The 20,808-nt window shown below is 54.0% G+C and carries 14 protein-coding genes and 1 pseudogene; 2 read left to right on the top strand and 13 right to left on the bottom strand.

Translation table 11 applies throughout. The features are described 5' to 3' along the window. Positions 1-63 precede the first annotated feature (63 nt). Positions 64-939 carry a GNAT family N-acetyltransferase gene (locus NST26_RS03485; protein ID WP_340978545.1) on the top strand — a complete coding sequence of 292 codons (876 nt, stop codon included), beginning with the start codon at positions 64-66 and terminating at the stop codon, positions 937-939. 366 nt (positions 940-1,305) lie between these two features. On the opposite strand, the gene NST26_RS03480 is transcribed toward NST26_RS03485, so the two are convergent. The 12 genes and pseudogenes from NST26_RS03480 to NST26_RS03425 form a co-directional block, all read right to left on the bottom strand. Further along, positions 1,306-1,962, bottom strand: coding sequence for a M48 family metallopeptidase (locus NST26_RS03480; RefSeq protein WP_340978543.1), 657 nt, complete (start codon positions 1,960-1,962; stop codon positions 1,306-1,308). A 33-nt stretch (positions 1,963-1,995) separates the two neighbouring features. Next, positions 1,996-3,375: a hypothetical protein gene (locus NST26_RS03475; RefSeq protein WP_340978541.1), complete on the bottom strand. Its 1,380-nt coding sequence runs from the start codon at positions 3,373-3,375 to the stop codon at positions 1,996-1,998. Positions 3,376-3,612: 237 nt separating this feature from the next. Then, positions 3,613-4,638, bottom strand: coding sequence for an ABC transporter ATP-binding protein (locus NST26_RS03470; RefSeq protein ID WP_339253646.1), 1,026 nt, complete (start codon positions 4,636-4,638; stop codon positions 3,613-3,615). Next, positions 4,635-5,651 carry an ABC transporter ATP-binding protein gene (locus NST26_RS03465; protein ID WP_076081945.1) on the bottom strand — a complete coding sequence of 339 codons (1,017 nt, stop codon included), beginning with the start codon at positions 5,649-5,651 and terminating at the stop codon, positions 4,635-4,637. The genes NST26_RS03470 and NST26_RS03465 overlap by 4 nt, the downstream gene beginning before the upstream one ends. After that, positions 5,618-6,577, bottom strand: a complete 960-nt coding sequence (locus tag NST26_RS03460) for an ABC transporter permease (protein WP_339257296.1) — start codon at positions 6,575-6,577, stop codon at positions 5,618-5,620. The genes NST26_RS03465 and NST26_RS03460 overlap by 34 nt, the downstream gene beginning before the upstream one ends. Before the next feature lie 59 nt (positions 6,578-6,636). Beyond that, positions 6,637-7,608, bottom strand: a complete 972-nt coding sequence (locus NST26_RS03455) for an ABC transporter permease (protein ID WP_036730648.1) — start codon at positions 7,606-7,608, stop codon at positions 6,637-6,639. A 120-nt stretch (positions 7,609-7,728) separates the two neighbouring features. After that, a complete protein-coding gene (locus NST26_RS03450) occupies positions 7,729-9,474 on the bottom strand; it encodes a peptide-binding protein (protein ID WP_339253643.1) in 1,746 nt (581 codons plus the stop codon). Positions 9,475-10,070: 596 nt separating this feature from the next. Beyond that, positions 10,071-12,527: pseudogene (locus NST26_RS03445) on the bottom strand (ABC transporter permease); the annotation flags it as partial. A gap of 103 nt (positions 12,528-12,630) precedes the next feature. Next, complete coding sequence (locus NST26_RS03440; protein ID WP_036730659.1) at positions 12,631-13,332, bottom strand: ABC transporter ATP-binding protein; 702 nt, start codon at positions 13,330-13,332, stop codon at positions 12,631-12,633. Positions 13,333-13,662: 330 nt separating this feature from the next. Then, positions 13,663-14,559 (bottom strand): SDR family oxidoreductase, encoded by an 897-nt coding sequence (locus NST26_RS03435; protein ID WP_340978539.1) that lies wholly within the window; start codon positions 14,557-14,559, stop codon positions 13,663-13,665. Positions 14,560-14,717: 158 nt separating this feature from the next. Then, positions 14,718-15,557 (bottom strand): aldo/keto reductase, encoded by an 840-nt coding sequence (locus NST26_RS03430; RefSeq protein ID WP_340978538.1) that lies wholly within the window; start codon positions 15,555-15,557, stop codon positions 14,718-14,720. Between the two features lie 19 nt (positions 15,558-15,576). Beyond that, positions 15,577-17,970, bottom strand: coding sequence for a GH36-type glycosyl hydrolase domain-containing protein (locus NST26_RS03425; RefSeq protein ID WP_340978536.1), 2,394 nt, complete (start codon positions 17,968-17,970; stop codon positions 15,577-15,579). Positions 17,971-18,140: 170 nt separating this feature from the next. Here NST26_RS03425 and NST26_RS03420 point away from each other — a divergent pair, with 170 nt between their 5' ends. Next, positions 18,141-19,118, top strand: coding sequence for a DUF4003 family protein (locus NST26_RS03420; RefSeq protein ID WP_036730667.1), 978 nt, complete (start codon positions 18,141-18,143; stop codon positions 19,116-19,118). Positions 19,119-19,257: 139 nt separating this feature from the next. Here the strand turns inward: NST26_RS03420 and NST26_RS03415 are convergent, their stop codons facing one another. Then, the gene (locus NST26_RS03415) at positions 19,258-20,637 is read right to left on the bottom strand and encodes an amino acid permease (RefSeq protein ID WP_340978535.1); all 1,380 of its coding nucleotides are present in this window, start codon (positions 20,635-20,637) and stop codon (positions 19,258-19,260) included. Between the last annotated feature and the right edge of the window lie 171 nt (positions 20,638-20,808).

Genomic DNA, 20,808 nt, shown 5'->3' with positions numbered 1-20,808 from the left:
ACCTATGGTATATAATGGCTTATACTGTAGGGGCAACAAATATATGATACGGAGTGATAAGCCTTGCAAGAATTGAAGTTTGTCAGGGATTACAAAGACATAGCGCCGCTGCGGAACAGCTTTTTCGAGCTGGCAAAAGATACGTTCGAGCTAGAGCTGGAGCGCTGGTATGAGGGGGGCTTCTGGACGGATAAGTATGTTCCTTATTCTTACGCGGAGGGAGACCGGATCGTAGCGAATGTCTCGGTGAATCTCATAGAGCTAATTATTAATGGGGTGAAGTCCCCTGCTGTGCAGATCGGGACGGTGATGACTCATCCTGACTATAGAGGACGCGGCCTGTCTGCACGGTTGATGGACAAGGTACTGGAGGAGTATGGGCAAGCGTGTGAATTCATGTATCTTTTTGCCAATGAGTCAGTCTTGGAGTTCTATCCTAAGTTCGGCTTCCACCCGGTGGAAGAGCAGATCTTCTCCATGGCCTGCCCCGGGGGCACTGCCGGATCTGCGGCAATCCGCAAGCTGGATCTAGACGACCCGCGTGATCTGAGCCTGGTCTCCACCCTTGGAGCGCAGCGGGTACCGGTATCCGAGCGTCTTGGCGTCAACAGCGCCCATGGACTGCTGATGTTCTACTGCCTGAATGTGTTCAGCGATCAGCTCTACTACCTGGAGGACGAGAATCTCATTGCCGTCTGCCAGCAGGAGAATGGGCAGCTTGAGCTCTTCGATCTGATCAGCACACAGCCCGTCTCCTGCCGCGACATCGCCCTGAAGCTTGCGGACAGCGATACGGAGACGATCGTCTTCCACTTCACCCCGGATGACCCTGGCCTGGAATTGTCAGGCAGCAGCCATTCAGAGGGCCTATTCGTCCGGACTCAGGGCGGGCAGCAATATCCTGCTAACGTTAAGCATCCGGCTACTTCCATCGCCTAGTGAAGCATCAGATTGCAATATGTGAGAACAGCTTAACTAAGTCGCTTGTTGAAGGTTTGCCATGCCCCGATGAAGGTACAAGTGGTATGCTTAATTGCAATTCGTACAACTAAATCGTCTGATGTGCCGCCATATCTCCGTTTAGCTGTATTTCGTACAACTAAAATGCCCTCTGCACCGGGTTCTCACCCATTCAGGCGGATTTAGTTGTACAGACTACATTTAAGAGAGGAATTCTTTCTTTTCCACTGTTTTTAAGTGTACAGAATACAACTATCACCGAATGTTCGCTTCGGCGAAAGAACGATAGTCCATACATTACCGCATCTATGGAATGAATTCATTTCTTTCGATAGGTCACATAGGTCACAGCGTCATGAACTGCCCCTGCCGGGCCAGGTACGCTTCCTTCTCCTTATAGTCCGGCATGATACTGCCCAGGCGCCGCCAGAAGGAACGGTCATGATTCAAATGCAGCAGATGACACAGCTCATGAATGATGACATAGTCAATCACTTCAGGCGGCGCCATGGCCAGGCGGTAATTGAACGTCAGCTTGCCGTCAAAGCTGCAGCTCCCCCACTTGGTCCGCGACTCCACAATCTCCACACTCTTCGGCTTCACTCTGAGCTGCGTCTGGTAGGGCTTGATGCGCTCTGCGATGATTTTCTTCAGACTGGCTGTATAGAATTTCTTCAGCGCAAGCTTCAGCTCCTCCGCATCCGCCTGCCGGTCCCCAATCAGCTCATGCAGCGCATATTCCTTCCCCAAGTACAAGAAGGCTTCTTCGTCGCCCTCATAAGCCTTAACCCTCGGCACCTGCCGGGCTGCCGCATTACTGCGCAGCTTCTCCAGAATCTTCGGGCCTAGACTTGCTACCGCACCGAGGATCGCCTCTTCACTCGTTCCCTTGGGCGCCTTAACGGTAATGAGGTCCGAGCCGTCCACCGTTACGGATAGCTTCTTGCGCTTGGCATACTGGACATGTAACGTAACCATCTGATCTTCTAGTTGAATCTGCATAGCCACCATCGTTTCTGTAATTTCTAATACACACTAATATACCGGATAACCGGATACAAACACTGCCAGATACAGCAGACCCCCCGCAATAAATAGCGTAGTGAGCAGGATATCCTTCCATTTCTTATCCTCCGTCAACAACACAGCCGCGAACGCCAGCGGAAACGCAACAGCGAAATAACGCGGAGCAGACAGCAGCCAAGTCGGGGCCACTACATAGACGAAATAGGCGATCACGTACGCCATGTAGGCGGGATTAAGCTTCTTCGTACTGCGGAGCATCATGAAGAGAACCAGGAAGATCGCGCACAAATTCGGCAGCCACAGCCCTAAGAACGACCGGTAATCGGCATCCTTGAAGGTATTCACCGCATATTCCATCTGATATCTCGCAGTATCGAAAAAGAAGTAGAACCGCTGCGACCAGTGCTCCCGCTGATAAATACTGAACTGGAACGCGTTGCCCGTCACATTGTAATTAATGTAGAGATAAGCCAGCAGACCGAACGAGACACTCACCAGGGAGAGAACAGCCAAGATCAGCTTATTCGTAAAAGCCTTCCGGTCCATTGACCTGTAGCCAGCGGCCAGCTCCCGGGCAAATTCCACGGCAATCGGCACGGCCAGCAGAATCCCCGGGGAACGGGTGAATCCGGCCAGCGCCGCACAGAGGCAGCCCAGCAGCCAGCGCTTTTTGCGCACAAAATACAGCGCCATCAGGGAGAGCAGCAGGAACAGCGCCTCCGTCATGGGAAGGAAGAAAAAGAAGGCCGACGGGAAGATGAAGATGTACTTCACTACCCGCAGGGCATTCCTGCGCCCCATATCCAGCCGGGCCAGTTCATAAGCGAACAACGCCGCTGCAAGCGTGCAGAGATTGGCTACGGCAAATCCTGCAGCCATATAATTGCCTGTGAAGAACTGCGCCAGCTTGATCATAACGGGGAAAAACGGCAGAAATACAATATGAAATCTGGGGTCCCCTTCCGTCACATACCACCGCTCGGCAATGCCCAGATAGGACATCGCATCAATTCCGCGGATATGCCACATCTCAATGAAGCGGGAGAACAGGCTGCCGGAGCCTCCCTCCCGAAGCACCCAGAATACATAAGCCGCAAGGATTAGCAGCACCCGGCTGAATATCACCCACAGCACAATCTTCCACCAGGTCCGCTGCCGTTCCTCCGGGGAGTCGTCCGTATTCACCGTCCGCAGTTCGCCGGGGCTCATGATGTACCCGGTTATAGCGGGAATGGCCCGCAGGCCCGTCCAGATAAACAGGGCCAGACAGAGCAGGGAAGCCAAGGCCCCCGCCAGGGTCCAGGTATGTACCGACACTGCCCATACCCAGACAGCTAGTATCATAACAAGGATAAAGAGTGCTGAAATTGCTGTATTGACCTTTTTCACCATAGCCTCCGGTTCCGCAAGCTTTGCGGTATTGATTAGTCTTTTTCTCATTTTCTTATAGAAATGCCTGTAGCACAATGATTAGTTTGAAGCGGCCTTACAAAATAACCCCACAAAGTGGGGCTTTAGCGTAGGTGATGACTCAGGCACTTTGCGGGGCGCCCCAAAATCAAAAAAAGGAACACTGCGTAAGATTCAGCAGTGTCCCTCTTCGGTACAGCACAGGTTAATCCTTGGTCAGGATTTCGGAAGCAACGGGAAATGACAGGCTACCGGACGGCCCGGCAGGACCTCTTCCAGCAGCGGCTCCACTAAGCGGCATTTGTCCTGGACGAACGGGCAGCGGGTATGGAACCGGCAGCCGGAGGGCGGATTGGCCGGGGAGGGCACATCTCCCTCCAGCATAATGCGCTCCTGCTTACGCCTTGGCGTAGGCTTGGGAATGGCCGATAGCAGGGCGGCAGTATACGGATGCAGCGGGGCCGCGAACAGTTCCTCCGTCTCCCCCACCTCCACCAGCTTGCCCAGGTACATGACCCCAACGCGGTCAGAGATATGACGGACTACGTTCAAACCATGTGCAATGAAGAGGAAGGTTAGACCCAGCTCCTTCTGCAGCTTCATCAGCAGGTTAATGACCTGGGATTGCACGGATACGTCCAGCGCGGACACGGCCTCATCGGCCACAATAAACTGCGGATTCAGCGCAATCGCCCGGGCGATGCCAATGCGCTGGCGTTGTCCGCCGGAGAATTCATGCGGATAGCGGTTCCGGCGGCTGGCATCCAGACCCACCAGCTCCATCAGCTCGACCACCCGGGCATCGATCTCCTTGCCGGACATCTTCCAGTGAATGCGCAGCGGCTCGCCGATAATATCCTTGACGAGGAAGCGCGGATTCAGCGACCCGAACGGGTCCTGGAAAATAATCTGCATCTCTTCCCGCAGCTTCCGCATGTCACGCGAACCCAGCGAATGGATATCCTGGCCCTTGAATAGCACCTGCCCCCCGGTCGCACTTTGCAGCCGGAGCAGTACCCGTCCGAAGGTGGATTTGCCGCAGCCGGATTCCCCGACCAGCCCGAACGTCTCGCCTTGGCGGATCGCCAGATTGACCCCATCCACCGCCTTGACCTGCCCGACGGTCCGGTTAAGCAGACCCTTGGTGATCGGAAAATACTTCTTAATATCCTTAACCTCCACCAGTACTTCTGAGGAGGCAGCTACCTTACGATCTGGCTTGGCCAATGTCTTGTTCATCATGCGCGCTTCGCCTCCCCGCTGGTATACGCTGAAACCGGCTTATCCTTGAACAGCCAGCAGGCGGCCCGGTGATCATCAGAGATCAGGAAATCCGGCGGCTCCTGGCTCCGGCAGATCTCCATCGCATGCGGACAGCGCGGATGGAAGCGGCAGCCCGCAGGCAGCTGTCCTATCGGCGGGATCGTTCCGCTGATCGTATAGAGCTCGCCTCCCCGTCCGCCTTCGAACCCCGGAATCGACTGGAGCAGACCTATCGTATAAGGATGGCTGGGATGGTCGAAGATCTCTTCCACACCGCCTTCTTCCACGATAGCGCCCGCATACATGACAGCAATGCGGTCCGCCATCTCAGCGGCAACTCCCATGTCGTGGGTAATCAGCAGGATGGACATGCCAAGCTCCGACTGAAGCTTGCGCAACAGGTCCAGAATCTGCGCTTGGACCGTAACATCAAGTGCGGTGGTCGGCTCATCGGCAATCAGCAGCTCGGGGTTACAGGCCAGCGCAATCGCAATGACTACGCGCTGGCACATCCCGCCAGACAGCTCATGCGGGTACTGCTTCGCACGGATCTCCGGTGCCGGTATGCCCACCAATCTAATCAGATCGACCGCCAGCTTCAGCGCTTCTGCATCCTTCTTATTCTGATGCAGCCGCAGACTCTCAGCAATCTGTTCCCCTATGGTGAAGACCGGATTTAGCGAAGACATCGGGTCCTGGAAGATCATAGCGATCTGGTTGCCGCGGATCTCCCGCATCTCCTCCTGGCTTTTCGCCCCCAGATCCTGTCCATGGAAGTCAATCTGTCCATCCAGGATCATACCGCCCGCATAATCGATCAGGCGCATGATCGCCAGCGAGGTGACACTTTTGCCGCTGCCGGATTCGCCTACAATACAGACTGTCTGACCTTTATTCACCGTAAGGGAGATGCCGTCGGTTGCTTTGAGCAGTCCCTTCTCTGTCGCAAAGCCGGCAGTTAGTTTCCGGATTTCGAGTAGTTTTTGCGCCATTGTTCCAGCCTCCTCCGGGATTTGGTCACTTGCTGTCTGGGATCAAGGGCATCCCGGATGCCGTCGCCGATAAAGTTAACCGCCAGCACCACCATCAGGATGCAAAAGCCCGGATACACCGCCTGCATCGGATCAATCAGCATGAACTCTTGGGCGTTACTGAGCATCAGCCCCCAGCTCGTAGCCGGAGCCTGGATACCAAGACCCAGATAGGACAATGCGGATTCACTGAGAATCGCGCCGCCGACCATCAATGTGGCATTAACAATGATCGGGAAGCTCGCATTGCGGAGCAGATGCCGGAAGATGATTCCCCAGCTGGATACGCCGATGGCTTTGGCCGCCTCCACATACTGCATTTCCCGCAGCTGCAGGAAGGTTCCCCGGACCAGCCGGGCAATACTCATCCAGCTCGTGAACGCCAGAATCAGGATCATGAATTCAATCTTTGTTCCGAACAGCGCCATTACCAGGATATTCAGGAACAGAGACGGTACAGAGTTCATGACGTCAACAATCCGCATGAATACCGTATCCACGAATCCGCCGAAGTAACCCGAAATGGCTCCGACTATCGAGCCGACCAGCACGGATACAAAAGCAACAGAGAAACCAATAAGCAGCGAAATCCGCGCACTATACAGCAGTCTGCTTAGAATATCGCGGCCCAGCTCGTCGGTGCCGAGGGGATGTCCCTCCGCCCCCGGCTTCAGGTTGGCGAACATCAGATCAATCTTCTCCGGCCCATAGGAGGTCAGGTACGGTGCGCAGATCGCCAGCAGGACAAAGATAAGCAGGACGGCCAACCCGCCCATGGCAAAAGGATTGCGTGAAAACTTCTTCCACAGCACTCTCCACGGGCCGGGAGGTCTGTCCATATCCACCACCGGAATTTCCGGGTCGGTCCCGCCCGGCATCGGACTCATATCCGGCGTTCGCAGCGGCTTGGAGACCTTCCCTTTGATAAGCTCTGTATTATCTGTACTCATGCTGCCTTCCCCCCTTGCTTGCCGAGCTTCACCCGGGGATCAACTACGACATACAGTATATCTGCCAGCAGATTGCCAATGACGACCATCACAGCCGTGACGATAGTCACAGCCATCAGTGCCGAATATTCGCGTGCAGTGGCCATCTCTACGAACCAACGGCCCATTCCCGGCCAGTTGAATACATTCTCTGTTAGTGCGGCCCCTCCCACCAGGATCGGAAGATCAAGGCCTAGTATTGTAATAATTGGAATTAGTGCATTGCGCAGGGCATGGCGGAAGACGACTTTCCGTTCCTTGACGCCTTTGGCCCGTGCCGTCCGGATATAATCCTGATCCAGCACCTCCAGCATACTGGCCCGCGCATACTTCATATAAGAAGCCAGGAACCCAAGTGCCAGTACCGTTACCGGCAGCACCAGATGCATGAATAAATCAGCGATACTGTCTTCCTTGCCTCTTGTATGCATATCCGACAATGGGAACCAGTCCAGCTTGAGCGACAGCCACTGCTGCAATAGAATCCCGAACCAGAAGGTCGGCATGGCGAAGCCCAGATAAGAAATGAACGAAGCCGTCTGATCCGATAAACCATAGACTTTGGTACTATTGTAGATTCCCCAGGGGATTGCGATTAGCAGGGATACCAGCCAAGCCGCACCCATCAGGATTATGGTATTGCCGATACGCGGCCAGAGCAGGTCCGAGATCGCAATATGGTTCTTGAAGGTATACCCCAGATCCCCTTGCAGCAGGTCGCCGATCCAGTGGATATACTGGATATGAATCGGCTGATCCAGACCCAGATTCTTGGCTTGCTGCTCGAAGATTTCGGGAGTCAAGCCCGGGGCCAGCATCACTTGTGTGGGTCCGCCCGGAGCCGCATGGATGAGAAGAAAGGTTAGTATGGTAATCAGAAAGATGACCAGTACCGATTGAAGCACTCTACGTATCAGGTATTCTGTCATTGGCTATCCTCCTAGAGATGGTAAGGCGATAGATTACGGAGGCCCCCCATTTATACAAAAGGGGGAGGTGAAAGAGAATTCTCTTTCACCTCCCGCAAGTCTATTCAGTTAGTCGGTACGTTACTCGGTTACCCACCATTTGATAGCGTGGAAGAACTGTCCGTAGCCCAGTGACGGCTCAGGAGCATCCTCCTCTGCCCAGTGCACTCTAGGTCCTGTTCCGATCGCCTGACCATACTGATACAGGAATACATAAGGAAGGTCGGTTGAAATTTCCTTACCTACTTCTTTGTAGATTTCTTTGCGCTTAGCCTGATCTACCGTAGAATATCCGTCTACCCACAGCTTATCCAGCTTCTCATTCTTATACCAGCCGCTGTTCTGTCCGGCAGGCGGGAAGTACTTGGAGGAGAAGATGCTCTCTGCATCCGGGTCTGGTGTATTCAGGGACCATGCCAGCAGCAGGGCCTGATATTTACCCGGCGTTACGTTCTGGTCAATCCATGCAGCGAAGTCGATCGCCTTAGGCTTCACCTCAATGCCGACATCCTTCAGGTTCTGCTGGATAACAGCAGCTACCTGTTCACGGCGGCTGTTGCCGGCATTATACTGCAGCTCGAAGGAGAAGCGGTGGCCGTCTTTGACCAGAATGCCGTCCTTGGCATCCGCAACCCAGCCGTCTTCAGCCAGGAGCTTCTTGGCCGTTTCAGCATTGTAATCATAGTTCACAGCAGCATCACCCGGGTCAGCCCACGTATCCGGCAGGAACGGCGCATTCATCAGCGCGCCTACGCCCTTCAGGATATTATCCACCATTCCTTGTCGGTTCAAGGCATGGGCAATCGCCTGTCTGGTCTTCTGTCCCTGGAACAGGCCGTAGCCATCCGGGAAGTTTTTGCCGTCAAAGTTGAAGTTAACATATTCGTACTGCGCGCCCGGCTTCTGGATGATATCGATTTTCCCGTCAGCCTTAACTGCTTCAACCTGGGTTACAGGAATCGCACTGATATGATCCGTGTCGCCCTTCATAATCGCCTGAACCTCAGTGTTCTGGTCAGCATAGATCTTGTAGATCACCTGAGCGATATGAGGCTTCACGGTTCCCCAATAGTTCGGATCAGCATCCAGGGTATGGCTCTCGCCTTGCTTCCAGGCTGTCCACTTCCACGGTCCGCTTGTAACGGTCTTGGCCGGATCAGTACCATAGGGGTTCTTCTGCATTTCGGTCGGCTTCACATCCTTCAGGACATGGGCTGGAACAATCTCCTGGACCAGCGCATACAGGAACGGCGCATAGACTTGGGACATTGTGATCTTGACGGTGTGGTCATCCACCTTCTCAACACTCTTCACCTTGTCAAAGGCACTGATCAGCGGAGAGCCTGTCTCCTTATTCTTGGCCGTTTCAATGGTATAGATTACATCATCTGCAACGACGGGCTGACCGTCACTCCATTTGGCGGTATCCTTCAGCTTCACAGTATAGGTCAAGCCATCTTCAGAGATCTCCGGCAGCGCGGCAGCCAGCGACCAATCCTCTGCCTGTACATTGCCTTCACGGTCGAGATTGTACAGCTTGGCGAAGACGAACTGGGCCACATCACCAGACGCGGTGTCATTAACTAAGAGCGGATTAATATTAACAATATCGGAGAATGAGCTTGTAACTAGTGTTCCGCCGTCAACCGGCGCGTCAGCTGCAGGTGCTTCCGTAGCATCAGGCGCCGCACTCTCTGCCGGTGCTGTAGTGGCTGCAGGCGCATTTGTTGAAGAACCCGCAGTGTTATTCGTACTGCAACCTGTAAATAGAACCCCTACCAACGATAAGACTAGTAAACCTGACCACCATTTTCTCTTTTTCGCCATTCCTTTACTCCTCCTTAGTTAAGTGCTTGTACCTGCTCTTCAAAGCTTCTCGGGAGACTGGGATGCTCCGGATCGTTATCCGTCTAAGACCACTAATGACCGCCTACGCATTACATGTGACATAACATCACACCTAATATATATTGTAGAAATGCGTTGAATAGACCGCGGGTCAATTAAGGTCAGGGATAACATTCCCGGCGGGAAGCCTCACAACTTCCCTCATAAATTATGGTTTATATTACATGTGAATATATCTTACGTCAATATATTTATTTACCGCTGTACAATCTTACTTTTTTGCTCCTGAAACATTTACTTCCAATGTATCTTGAAATAACTGTAAAAATACCTTTTACACATTATTATAATAAGTTTAATCGGGTTAGTTTTAATGACACTTTCTTATCATTTTCGCGATTTTCCGACACTGTTCGTCATATTTTCGTATGTTTCAGCGCTAATTCCCCAGCCATCGGTTCCTTTTCAGGCACAAAAAAGAAGGATAACGGCTCCGGGCTCCCTCTGCCCTCGGCTCATTATCCTTCCTTGTATGCTGATGCTTTTTTTATTTTTTTGACAAAATCGTGACTGAACTACTCTACCGACTTCAGCGCTTCAATCATATGAATCCGCTTGAGCTTGATGTGCATGAAAGCCATTACGATGCCTGAGAATAGTATGGTCAGCAAGGCTGCATAGATGTAGCTCTGCCACTTGATGAGCGGAGCGAACATGGTAGCATCCAGCTCGGCAGTCGACAGGACGAACCGGTGCAGGATCACCCCCAGGGCACTGCCGGACAAGATACCAAGCAAGGTCAGCAGAATATTTTCCCGGTAAATATACAGAGTGACTTCCTTATCATAGAAGCCGAGCACCTTAATCGTAGACAATTCGCGGACCCGCTCAGACACATTGATATTAGTCAAGTTGTACAGGACCACGAAGGCCAGCGCGGCAGCAGAGACAATCAGCACCACAATGACGATATCCATACTGTCCATAGTTTCCTCGAAGGCCTCTCCCACACCGCTGGAAAAGCTGACCAAGGCCACCTGCCCATTCGCAGTCAGCTTCTCCCCGAAGGCGCTCTCCCACCCTTTATCCTTGCCGCTGTAGTTCAATAATTGAGTATTATAGACCGGCTCCTTGCCGAACACCTCCGTGTAGTACGCCGGGGTCATGTATACATAATGCAGCACATAGTTCTCGGTGACCGCCGCTACCTTGATCTGGAATGGCTCATTGTTGCTGTCCAGAAGCGTCAACGTACCCCCGGGGGCAACATCATACAGCTTAGCCAGCTTCTCTGTAATGACCGCGCCCTCGTCACTCAGTACACGCGGCTTACCGGTGCTGCGGTCCTTAAGATTAACGAAAGACGCCAGTGCGGTTGTATCCGAGGGAACAAAGATCCGCACTTCCTGGTCGTTCACGCCTTTGGCCCGGGCGGTCACAGCCTCCTGCAGCACATTCAGCGTGCCTGTCACCGCAGTCTCCTGTTCAATCAGCTTCTTATAGGAAGCCTGCTCTGCGGCGGCTGCATTATCATGCAGGGCTACCAGGGCACTGTATTTCATAATCCCGCCGAACTGCCGCTCGGCGATGCTGCCGATGGAATCCTTCAGTCCAAAGCCGGTCAGGATCAGCGCGGTACAGCCTGCCACCCCGATAACGGTCATGAACATCCGCTGCTTATAGCGGAACAGATTGCGGGCTGTCACCTTTTGCACGAAGCTGAGCCGGGTCCACAGGAACTTGAAGCGCTCCAGTAGAATCCGCTGCCCGCTCTTCGGTGCCTTGGGCCGCATCAGCACAGACGCGTTGCTCCGCAGCTCCACCCGTGAAGCGACCATGGCCGTCATCGTTGTACAGATTAGCGCCACGACTATAGAAATAACGGCGTAAGAAGGGTAGAAGCTCTTGATCACATCCGGCAGGTTATAGAGAGAGCTGTAAGCATTATAGATCAGGTCCGGGAAGAACGTGAAGCCGACCGCCAGACCCGCGATGGATGCCGCTAGGCTGGCAAGTGTTCCGTACACCAGGAACTTGGTCATAATGTCCATAGCACCGTACCCAAGTGCCTTCAACGTCCCAATCTGGAGCCGCTGCTCCTCCACCATGCGGGTCATCGTGGTTAAGCTGACAAGCGCTGCAATCAGGAAAAAGAATACCGGGAAAGCCGACGCAATCGCGGACAGACGGTCCGCATTATCCTTGTATTCGGCGTATCCCGGGTTCATTGTGCGATCGGCCACATATACTTTAGGCAGCTCCGGCTGGCTCTGCGCCGCTGTCTGCTGTTGTTGCTGTGAGGCATCCGCTGCCTGCTGGCCCGCAGCCAGCTTGGCGGCCGCTTCCGCCTTCAGCTCCTCCAGACGCTGCGCCGGGTAATCCTTGAGCGCTTGCTCTGTCTCTGTGAGGTGGCGCTCAACCAACGTGTCATAGGCCGGAGTATAGGCCCTCTCCGCAGCCGTATCCTTGAAGCTGAGATAGGCCTCCGTATACACCGGAAGTGTGAAATCCTCTTCCGGGATGACGGCGAACGCATCGGCAGTCCCTTTGCCGATCCGGCTCGTTCCACGGTTCGCGGTCTCAATATATTGTGGGCTCTGCGCGAAGCCTACTACCGTATAGGTCTTGGTCCGGAAGCTCTGTTCAGGCGTCTCCCCGGCCTCGCCGCCGAAGATAATGGAATCGCCAAGCTTGAATTTCTCCTGTTCGCGCAGGTGTTCATCCAGTACAATCTCTCCAGAGGCTGCCGGGAGATGCCCGGCGGTGAGCTTGTAGCCGTTCAGTTCATTATTGTCCGCATACGAATAGACCTTGGCAATCAGCCCGCTGTCGCCAAGAAAGACATCGGAGCTGTATACAGGCTGAACTGTCTGCACCCCGGGTATCCCCCGAAGCTTCTCGATCCCTTGCTCTGACAGGCCGTAAGTGGACTGGACCCGCAGATCCATCAGCCGCAGATCCTTATAATATGTCGCTGCGGTGTCCAGCATATCCGGCCCGGCCGACTTGATCCCGGAGAAGAAGCTGACCCCCAGCATAATAATTGCAAAGATCGAGAGGAACCTCGCCTTGGTGCGGCCGATCTCCCGAAAAACATCCTTCCATAGTGCCCGTTTCTTCATCATTCCCGGCTCCTTACCATTCGATATCTTCCACGGATACCGGTGCTGGATTCTTCACCATTTTCCGTACCTTGGCGTTGTTGATCTCAATGACCCGGTCGGCCATTGGAGCAATCGCCAGGTTATGCGTAATTACAATCACCGTAGTGCCGGTGTCGCGGCAGGTATCCTGCAGCAGCTTAAGCACCTGCTTGCCGGTATTGTAATCGAGCGCACCGGTCGGCTCATCACAGAGCAGCAGCTTCGGCTGCTTCGCCAGCGCTCTGGCGATAGCCACGCGCTGCTGCTCCCCGCCCGAGAGCTGGGCCGGGAAGTTATTCAGCCGCGCGCCAAGGCCCACATCCTCCAGCACCTTCCGGGCATCGAGGGCCCGGGGCGAGATCTGCGAAGCCAGCTCGACATTCTCCAGAGTGGTCAGATTAGGGACCAGATTATAGAACTGAAACACGAAACCCACGTCATTACGGCGGTAGCCGGTCAATTCCTTGGCGCTATAACGTGCGATGTCAGTACCGTCCACAATGACCTGGCCTTCGTCGGCGGAATCCATCCCGCCCAGTATGTTAAGCACCGTTGATTTTCCCGCCCCGCTGGGCCCCACAATTACAGCAAATTCACCCTTCTCGATCTCGAACTCAATGCCGTCGTTGGCAACAATCAGGGTCTCCCCCATCTTATAGCGTTTATATTCGCCCTTCACCGTTACGAATGCCATGCCGTCTCCTCCTGTCTTCTCCACAAACCGCTAATGCACCAGAACTGGCAGATACGATTTCAATTCATTGACTCAAGTGTAGCACATGAACCCCCTATGATGGCAAAAGTGGGAGCCGGAAGCCCCGCCTCTGCTAAATCCAGGTGATACAAGTGGAAACGGCATTAGCGTCCTTGTAAAGGACGCTAACGTTTCGGCGAGAAATAGAAGGATAATGTATAGCGTGAAACATATACATTCTTATATTTCAGACTACTGCAAGTATTCCCCTCACAGCAAAAAACCTCCTGACGGAGGTTCCTGCTCAAGCGTGTTGTTACTCATTCTTATTTATGGGGTCGGCATTCCGCCGTTGGCATTCAGGGTCTCACCGCTGACATAGCTTGATTCCTGGCTGGCCAGGAATACATAGGCCGGAGCCATCTCAGCCGGTTGGCCGGGGCGTCCCAGCGGGGTCTTGGCTCCGAACTCCTTCAGGACCTCCTCCGGCTGTCCGCCGCTTACCTGAAGCGGAGTCCATACCGGTCCCGGTGCGACAACGTTCACCCGGATTCCCTTAGGCGCCACCTGCTGGGCAAAAGCTTTGCTAAAGGTATTAATGGCACTCTTCGTAGTGGCATAATCCAGCAGAATCTCTGAAGGCTCATAGGCCTGAATCGATGAGGTATTAATAATTGTACTCCCAGGCTTCATATGCTTCACCGCTGCCTTGCAGAGCCAGAACAGCGAGTAGACATTCGTCTTGAAGGTAGCATCGAACTGCTCCGTCGTCAGATCAGTGATGTCCTTCACGAACTGCTGCTTACCGGCAATGTTAGCCAGGATATCAATTCCGCCCAGCTCTTCTACGGCCTTGGCAATCAGCTGCTCGCAGTACTTCTCGTCCTTCAGATCGCCCGGCAGGGCCACCGCCTTGCGTCCGGCTTCCTCGATGAGCTTAACGACTTCCTTCGCATCAGCTTCTTCCTCCGGCAGATAGGCCAGCACCACATCGGCGCCTTCACGGGCATAAGCAATCGCTACCGCCCGCCCGATTCCGCTGTCAGCTCCCGTAATGACGGCCTTCCGTCCGGTGAGCTTCCCGCTGCCCTTGTAGGTGCCCGCTCCGTCATCGGGACGCGGGTGCATTTTCGTCTCTAAGCCCGGACTGGGCTGCTGCTGCTCGAATTCAGGCGTAGCCTTTTCATATTGCTGCACAGGATCTTGAATCTTATATTGATTACTCATGATAATATTCCTCCTCTGTTCGCTTCTGATTGTGTAGGCTTCTGACTCTTTCTATGTAACCAGCTTCCCTTTTTCTTAAACGAATTATGTATGAGCGCTGTAACAAAACAATAGCCCCCTGCCAAAGAGCAAGGGGCTATAACTATAACATCAACGAATCAGAACTCTTCGTACACGGCCGGGTCCTGGTCCCACAGCGGTCCGGTGGACGGGAGTTCCGCAATCACCTTCATCTCCGCCTCCGATAGCTCAAAGTCGAAAATTTCTAAATTTTCCCTCTGATGCTCCTCCGACGCCGATCTTGGAATCGGAACCGCTCCAAGCTGCACATGCCAGCGCAGAACAATCTGTGAGACGGATTTGCCATGGGCTGTGGCGATCGCAATCAGCTGTTCATTCTTCAGCAGCTCCGTGCCGCGTCCCAGCGGACTCCAGGATTCTGTGACGATTCCGTGCTGCTCATGATATGCGCGCTGCTCCGCCTGTTGATAGAAGGGATGCAGTTCAATCTGGTTCATAGCCGGTACCACCCCCGTTTCCTTAATCAGGCGGTCCAGATGCTCCGGCAAAAAGTTACTGACTCCGATCGAACGGATCAATCCCTGCTTCCGGGCATCGATCAGTGCCTGCCACGCCTCCACATACAGGTTCACCTTGGGATTCGGCCAGTGGATCAGATACAGGTCATAATAATCGAGTCCGGCCCGGTACAGCGATTCCTCAATCGTCTCGACCGCTTCATCATACTTGTGATGGCGTCCGGGCAGCTTGGATGTAATGAACAGCTGGTCTCTGGGTACCCCGCTCTGCCGTACCGCTTCCCCGACAACGCCTTCATTCTCATAGTTGAATGCCGAATCAATCAGACGATACCCCAAACCCAGGGCAGTCCTCAGATTCTGCACGCCCTTTGTACCTTTGATCCAGGCCGTTCCGTAGCCAATCGCAGGCACCTTCATTCCATCGTTCAGCAGTACTTCCGGAATATGATTCGTCATGTTCATGCGCCTCCTGTATTTAGATAGTAACAGCCCCAGCCGGAATCTTAACCAGCACCTGATAATGCTTACCCGGTTTCAGTTCCTTCAGAACACCATCTTCCACAAGCTGTCCGTCCAGATATACCTCGATTGCCGCTACGCCGGACTCACGCTTCATCTCAATCTGCAGCTCAGCGCCTCTGAAGCTGCGCTTCACGGTGGCCTCCTGCCAGCCGGAAGGAAGCTGCGGCTTCACCTGCAGCCCGTCCCGGTTCCCTTGCAGCCCGAACAATCCGTCGATCAGACAGCGGTATACCCAGGGAACGGTTCCGGTATTGAACAGATGGCTGGAGCGTCCGGCAGTCTGCGGGAATTGCTTATACGCGCCCCGGTAATAATTAGGAATGAACACCGGGAGCTGGCCCCGCCGGATGATATCCTCGATATCGGGCCCGGGGAGCATTTTACGCAGCAGACGGTACGCGTGGTCCTGCTCACCCACCGCATACAAGCCATAGATATAGAAGGCTGCGGCATGGTTATAGACTGCGCCGTTCTCGGCTGTCCCCGGATGCTTCTGGGTGACCCTGCCCACATCCTCGCGCATGGCGGTATAGGACGGGGCGAGCTTTTCCACTCCATACGGGGTCTCCAGCTGTTCATGGACCGACTTCATCAGCTTCGCCCGCTTCTCCTCATCGGCCGCACCGCTGAGCAGCGCCCAGCCCTGGGGATTAATGAAGATCCGGCCTTCCTTGTCGCTGCTGATTCCGAACACTACATTGTCATCAGTAATTCCCCGAGCATACCACTCGCCATCCCAGAAGTATTGATTGACGAGCGCATTGGTCTCCTCCGCCGCATGACGGAAGGTCTTGGCGATATCCGTACGGCCGCTCCGCTCACAAATATCCGCCCAGACCATACACGCATACGCGGTAGCGATGGTCAGCCAGCCGGACACGCCTTGCCCCCGGTACCCTACCATATTCATCGGGTCGCACCAGTCCCCCTGATTGATATAGTTCAGGCCGCGCTCATCCCGCTCATGCAGCAGCCACTGCACCGCCCGGTCGATATGCTCATGTACAGGTCCTGTCTCCAGGCCGCCCGCATACGATACTTCCTCATCCAGAATGCTGTAATCATCGGTCTCATCCAGATAGGTACTGAGGCAAATCGGCAGCCAGACACAATGGTCTGTATGCGGAACCTGATTGATATATTTCAGTTCAGCCGCTTCATGCAAAATAATGCCGTCCGGCATCGCTCCGCTGGCCTCCTGCTGGCTTAAGGCCGTCAGGAACGCTTCTCTTGCCGTCTGCGGCTTAAGATAGCTCATCCCCATATTATCCTGCAGATAATTCCGGGTCTGCGGGTCGGTCGTCAGGCGGTTGGTCTGCCCGTGATAGTACATCTGCCGGGGCAGCCAGTGGTTGACCAGATTGTCGAGGTCCGCATCCGGGGTGGAGATCTCAATGCTCCCTCTGCCTTCCGCAATGTACTGCGCATATTCCCGCTCGGCGCGCACGAATCCGTCCTCGCCTGCCGCATCGGTATCCAGGAACAGCTTCCGGCGGATCTCCGCGATTCTCTGCTCACTCCGGGCCGGGCCGAAGACGAAGCGGTATTCACGTTCTTCCCCCGCAGCCAGATCCAGACTGTATTGCAGAGCGGCAACCGGGGTCTCATAACGGGCTTCGCCTTGCGCCAGCCGTTCGCTCTTAAGCGCGGACGGCGAGCCGATTCCGCCTTCGCCCTCGAAGGCTTCCTGATTCACTTCCCAGGAGGCCGGGGCATGGTCGGCCAGCAGGAAGGTTTTGTCCTTCAGATGCTTGATTTTGTCGTAATCCTGATATTTCTGATAAGGTGTGACCGCTGTAGCCACGATTCCCTGCAAAGCTTCCTTATACTCGCCGGATTGATTCATCCATGACATGTAGCCGATGGTGAAGTAGGGATAGATGCTGATCCTCCGCCGCGCCGCAGACAGATTGGTCACCTTCACCCGCCACAGCTCCATCGGGTCATCCTTTGGCAGGCTTAGCGTCATCTCTATCGCGATTCCGTTCTTCTCGATGGTCCATACAATATTATGTTTACCCACCGCAAAAGTGTAATGATCCGGAGGGGTGCGGACAGGCTCATAAGGGGCAGAGAACAGATCTCCGTTCTCCTCATCCTTGACATAGACGAAACGGCCGGGGTGATGGGCATAATAAGGCTGCTCCGGCTGCATGAACGTCTTGGCCTCCAGATTCGGCGCATAGGAGTACTTGGCCGGCTCCGGCTGCATGAACTGGGCTACCGCATAGCCCCGGCAGTTCATATGAATCATCATCTGTTCATTCCACAGAAACCCCGAAGCTTTGGGGAGAATGGTGGGACTGGACAGCTCATAGTATTCGTTATCTTCAGATGCTCTTATCATACTAGTGCCTCTCTTTCCGGAATAAATATCCATCATTCTAGTAATCTTTATTCAAGAATACGCTCTCATAGGTTTGGGGGCAAGTCTGCGGGAAGAGATTCAATTTCATCGTTTTGGTTTTTATAGTAGAATAAACCCAAATAACTACCACTAGATGAGAGGTGCATCCTATGAAGCAATCATACATAGCCAGGCTTGAATTATTCGTAACTAACGCCCAGCAGATCAAACAGGAATTCCCTTGGCAAAATGCCTCTGTGAACCGGCTGGCCGCCTTGCTCTACGCCGTGGAAGACAAGATGGCCAATGTGGAAGCGATCCGCCTGTACCATGAGATGGTCAAGGATAACACCCGGGGCTTCTCGTCCTTCCGGGGAACCTCAGCCATCTGTATTGCTGCGCTGCTCTCCCTGTCTCCCCAGCCGCAGCAGCAGCTTGCAAATACGCTGGCTGTATATGACTTGCTCAAGGAACGCAAATTCCGGGCCTCCGACTACCTGGTCATTGCCGCCTATCAGATCGCTGCCCATACTCCGTACGATCAATATGCCGCAGCCATAGACCGCACCCAAGCGTTCTACGAGGGGATGCGGTCGAAGCACCGTTTCCTGACCGGACGGGATGACTATATCTTCGCTGCCATGCTCGGGCTCTCCGATATCCCTGTAGAGCAAGGACTGGAGCAGCTGGAACAGCTCTATGTTACGCTCAAGCCCGAGTTCTTCTCCGGCAACAGTGTTCAGGCGCTGACACAGGTGCTGGTGCTAGGCGGCGGGGATCTTGCAAGCCGGGTGCTTAGCCTGCGTGAAGCGTTCCGGGCACGGGATATCCGGCTGGATAAGGAGTATACACTCTCGTCCCTTGGCATCCTGTCCCTGATCCCCTACGAGCAGCAGCAGCTGGTAAGCGATGTCTCGGATACCTATGAGTTCCTGCGCCCGCAGAAGGGCTTCGGCGGCTGGTCGATCAACAAGCAAGAGCTGCTCCTGCTGTCTGCCGCACTCGTCTCCTATCAATATGTCGATGATGTCAGAAACGGCATCATTGAATCCACGCTGTCTACCAGCCTGACCAACATCATCATTGCCCAGCAGACAGCGATTGCTGTAGCTGCGGCCTCTGCTGCGGCGGCGGCAGCTTCGTCTTAGGAATTGACATACAAAAGGCTTCCGGAGCGTAGTTTGCTTCGGAAGCCTTTTTATTAACGATACATTTGGACATACCACATCTTGAAGCCATGCCGCTCATAAAATCCGACACTTCGTTTCCAATCCAAATTAGAGGAGCCTACACTTCCTCCCCATCCCCGGGCACCCGGCGTTTACCAATTCCAAACGCATAGTACCCCGCCACAACAATAGCCAGGAACGACGCGCCGACGATCAGCGACAGATGGGTATCCGGGTTGAACCACATGCCGATGATGACCAGCGACAGGAAGATAATGATAATATAGTTACTGACCGGGAAAAAGCGGGACTTGAACGGATGGGCTGCCATCTCGCCTGCCCACCGCTCTCTGAATCTGAACTGGCTGAAAGCCAGGGCGAACCACGGAATCATTCCCGGAAGCACGCTGGCACTGTAAATATAGAGAAACAGCTTGGAGTCCGGCATCAGATAGTTGAACAGCACGCCGACCAGCAGCAGGGAGATCGTTGTAATAATACTGTTGCGGGGCACTCCGCTGGCCGAGACTCTGCCGAAGAACTTCGGAGCCTGTCCGTTCTGGGCGAGGGTGTAGAGCATTCTTCCCGCACTGTAAATTCCGCTGTTGCAGCCCGACATCGCCGCTGTCAGCACCACGAAGTTGATAATGCCGGCCGCAGCGACAATCCCGACCTTGGCGAAGGTCAACACGAACGGACTGCCGATTTCCCCGATCTCATTCCACGGATAGATGGTCACAATGATGAAGATGGCCCCCACGTAGAAGATCAGAATGCGCCAGATGATATTCTTGATCGCTTTTCGCAGCGTTTGCTTCGGATTCTCCGCTTCCCCTGCCGTAATCCCCACCAGCTCAATCCCCTGATAGGCCGCCGTGACAATGCAGAGCGCGAACAGGAAGCCCTTCAGTCCTCCGGCAAAAAAACCGCCATGACTATAGAGATTGGACAGTCCGAGCGGCTGCCCGCCATTTCCGAGACCGAAGAAAATCACCCCGGTGCCGATCACCAGCATCACGACAATGGCAACCACCTTGATCATCGCAAACCAGAATTCAAACTCCCCGTATAGCTTCACCGCCGCCAGATTGGCTGCTGCAATGATGCCCACACCAATTAGCGCCGGAATCCACTGCGGGATATCCGGGAACCAGTACCCGACATAGATTCCAATTGCCGTAACCTCGGCCATGCCTACCGTCACCCATAGGAACCAGTAGCTCCAGGCGGTCAGGAAGCCGGCCAGCGGGCTGATATATTTATGGGCAAAAGTGGCGAACGAACCAGTCACCGGCTCCACCACCAGCATCTCCCCCATAATCCGCATCACAAAAAACATAATGATTCCTGCCAAAAGATACGCTAGCAGCACGGAAGGCCCCGCCCACTTAATCGTGCTTGCCGAGCCCATGAATAATCCCACGCCAATCGTGCCGCCCAGTGCGATCAGCTCGATATGCCGTGGCTTAAGTCCTCTGGTTAACTGTTTGAATTCCAACGAAATGCTCCCCCTCATATGTACACCTGTACACCTCACATGTACTCAACGCAATCTATCTTAATATGTAAGCATCATTGTATGCTGTGACATACATTAACGCAATGCAGAATTACTCCATTACAAAGTTCAAGCTTTTGTAAAAAGAAATTAATCGTATCCCTATACATT

The sequence above is a fragment of the Paenibacillus sp. FSL R7-0128 genome (genome assembly GCF_038002245.1).
GTDB lineage: Bacteria > Bacillota > Bacilli > Paenibacillales > Paenibacillaceae > Paenibacillus_AQ > Paenibacillus_AQ silagei.
This window is presented reverse-complemented; position numbering and strand designations above follow the sequence as displayed.

Coding starts and splice junctions, on each gene's coding strand:
- NST26_RS03455 (WP_036730648.1), bottom strand. CDS start 7,608: ATGACAGAATACCTGATACGTAGAGTGCTTCAATCGGTACTGGTCATC.
- NST26_RS03460 (WP_339257296.1), bottom strand. CDS start 6,577: ATGAGTCCGATGCCGGGCGGGACCGACCCGGAAATTCCGGTGGTGGAT.
- NST26_RS03425 (WP_340978536.1), bottom strand. CDS start 17,970: ATGATAAGAGCATCTGAAGATAACGAATACTATGAGCTGTCCAGTCCC.
- NST26_RS03435 (WP_340978539.1), bottom strand. CDS start 14,559: ATGAGTAATCAATATAAGATTCAAGATCCTGTGCAGCAATATGAAAAG.
- NST26_RS03450 (WP_339253643.1), bottom strand. CDS start 9,474: ATGGCGAAAAAGAGAAAATGGTGGTCAGGTTTACTAGTCTTATCGTTG.
- NST26_RS03480 (WP_340978543.1), bottom strand. CDS start 1,962: ATGCAGATTCAACTAGAAGATCAGATGGTTACGTTACATGTCCAGTAT.
- NST26_RS03430 (WP_340978538.1), bottom strand. CDS start 15,557: ATGACGAATCATATTCCGGAAGTACTGCTGAACGATGGAATGAAGGTG.
- NST26_RS03420 (WP_036730667.1), top strand. CDS start 18,141: ATGAAGCAATCATACATAGCCAGGCTTGAATTATTCGTAACTAACGCC.
- NST26_RS03440 (WP_036730659.1), bottom strand. CDS start 13,332: ATGGCATTCGTAACGGTGAAGGGCGAATATAAACGCTATAAGATGGGG.
- NST26_RS03465 (WP_076081945.1), bottom strand. CDS start 5,651: ATGGCGCAAAAACTACTCGAAATCCGGAAACTAACTGCCGGCTTTGCG.
- NST26_RS03470 (WP_339253646.1), bottom strand. CDS start 4,638: ATGATGAACAAGACATTGGCCAAGCCAGATCGTAAGGTAGCTGCCTCC.